Consider the following 2,824-nt stretch of genomic DNA (forward strand, 5'->3'; position numbering starts at 1 on the left):
AAAGGAATATAGGATACTGACCCGAGCAGGAGAAACAAGATGGGTTGCTGAAAGGTCTTTACTGGTATTTGACGAAGATAAGAGACCATCTTACTTCCAGGGAATAATAATCGATGTCACTGACAGAAAACTGGCTGAACAGGCATTGTTGGAGACTGAGAAAAAGTTCAGGCTCATATTCGAGAACTCTCCGCTTGGCATCTTCACTTTTGATAAAGACGGAACAATAACTCATTGTAACAACAACATTGCAAAGATAATGGGTGCTTCAAAGGATAAGATAATCGGATTGAATATGTTAAGAGGCATCAAAGACCAAAAAATGAAAGACGCTGTTAAACAGGTGTTTGCAAGAAAGACCGGTCATTATGAAGGCAAATACATATCAGCGGTCAGCGAAAAGGTCACGCCCATCAAAGCAGATTATAGCCCGAACATCGCGGAAGATGGCAGTATCCTTGGCGGGATCGGAGTCATTGAAGATATCACGACCCGTATAGAATCAGAAGAGGCATTGAAAAAATATGCAGAAGAACTTGCCACTGCCAATGAGGAGCTAAAGAGCCTTGACCAGATGAAAGACAGGTTCCTTTCAAATGTCAGCCATGAGCTGAAAACACCACTTACATCCATCAAAGGTTATACTGAACTCATTTATGACGAGTCGCTTGGAGTCCTGAGCGAACAGCAAAAGGAAGTGGAAAGAACAGTCCTTAGAAATGCTAATAGATTAAAGAGACTTGTTGATTCCCTCCTCTACATCAGCAGAGTACAGTCAGGCAATGTTCAATATCTGTTCGAACCGGTTTCTGTTGTAGAAATTGTCGAGATGACATTACAGGACCTTAAGATCCAGATAGAAGATAAGAAACTGACTGTTGAGAAGAATATAGCTAATAACATTCCAACTATCAACGGAGACAGGGACAAGCTCACCGACATGCTAACCAATATAGTGGACAATTCTATAAAGTTCACACCGGAAGGTGGCTCGCTTAAATTTACCATTGAGGAAGAAGATGAATTCATCCACATTGTGTTAAAGGACAATGGTATTGGAATACCACCAGATATGATCCCCATGCTATTCCAGAGATTCTATCAGATAGATGCATCAAGGACCCGCAAATATGGCGGTACAGGACTTGGACTTTATATATGCAAAGAGATAGTCAACGCCCACAAAGGCAAGATCTGGGCGGAAAGCGAAGGAGAGAACAAAGGTACAGGGATGCACATTCAATTACCTAAATAAGCATCATTCTTTTTTCCATTTCAGTTTATGGAATATTTTAAGAAACCGATTCGTTTTTAAGGTTTTGTGGCATACCACGCTACATAATTAGTGGATTCCATATATTTTAAAGATAATTTAGAGGTATTCAAGTGAGCGATATTTTAAGAAGAGGGCGACTTGCATCTGTTCCTGATGAAGAGATAATTAATTTCACTTCATCAATGAACGCTGACAAATGGATTTTCAAAGCAGATATTCTGGTAGATCTTGCACACACGATCATGCTCAAAGAGAGAAAGATCATCAAAACAGAAGACTGCAAGAAGATACTGAAAGGTTTGCTCACGATAAAAGAGGAAGGTATCGAAAAACTTGACCACACTTATGAAGATATCCATATTTCACTTGAATCAAGGCTCATTGATATGGTCGGGGAAGATACAGGTGGCAGAATGCATTCCGGTCGCTCACGAAATGATGAGGTTGCGACATGTATACGCCTCACATTGAGAAATGATCTGTTGCTGCTCATGGAAGACCTTATTGCCCTAAGGAATACCCTTAACGATATCTCGTCAGAGAATCTCGATACACTTATGCCGGGATTCACCCACCTCCAGCATGCACAACCAACTACCCTCGCCCATCACCTGACAGCCCATGCAAATGCCATAGGCCGTGATCTCGAACGTACGAGGGATTGCTATAAGCGTGTGAACCTGAGCCCCCTTGGTGCAGCTGCTTTTGCATCCACAGGCTTTGACCTCGACCGGGAGAGGACATGTAAACTCCTTGGTTTCGATGGTCTGATCGAGAACTCAATGGATGCGGTAAGCTCACGTGATTTCCTTATTGAATCAGCAGCAGTCTTCGCAAATCTTATGATAAACCTGAGCAAGATGGCGGAAGAGATCGTGATATGGTCCACCTCGGAGTTCGCATTCATCGAGCTGGATGATAGATATGCATCCACTTCATCCATAATGCCACAGAAGAAGAACCCCGACACAGCTGAACTCCTGCGTGGAAAGAGCGGTGTTGCAATAGGTTCCTTAATGTCCCTTTTGGCCATCTGCAAAGCACTGCCTTTAAGCTATAATCGTGACCTTCAGGAAGCCACTCCGAACATCATGCGTTCCCTTGAGATCACAAGAGCATCAGTCAGGATCATGAACGGCATGATGGCCACCATGAGCATAAACAAGGAAAATATGGCAGGCCTTGCAACCGCAGGATTCACAACAGCCACCGAACTTGCAGATACAATGGTACGTGTATGTGACATACCATTCAGGACCGCACACCAGATAGTAGGCGTGCTTGCCCGCGGGAACGGGGAACCAACTCTCGGAGAGATAGATGCGGTCGCACACAATGTTATCGGGGAAAGCCTAAGTTCCAGAGGTCTTACGGAAGATATGGTCAAGGAAGCACTTGACCCGATACTCAATGTAAGTAAGAGAAGTGTTATCGGTGGCCCATCTCCAGACAGTATGGAACAGCTTATAGAAAGCTCAAGAGAAAGAATAGCTAACGATACAGAGATGCTCGATTCCCTTATAGCTAACAGGGACAGCGCAATCGAAG

At 43.6% G+C, this 2,824-nt stretch carries 2 protein-coding genes; both read left to right on the top strand.

The annotated features are described in order from the left end of the window. On the top strand, positions 1-1,255 hold a 1,255-nt coding region (locus tag QAS77_RS11385; RefSeq protein WP_305065665.1), incomplete at its 5' end, for a PAS domain-containing sensor histidine kinase. Positions 1,256-1,386: 131 nt separating this feature from the next. Further along, the coding region (gene argH, locus QAS77_RS11390) for an argininosuccinate lyase (RefSeq protein WP_305065667.1) at positions 1,387-2,824 on the top strand (1,438 nt) is incomplete at its 3' end.

Source organism: Methanococcoides sp., assembly GCF_030594565.1.
GTDB lineage: Archaea > Halobacteriota > Methanosarcinia > Methanosarcinales > Methanosarcinaceae > Methanococcoides > Methanococcoides seepicolus.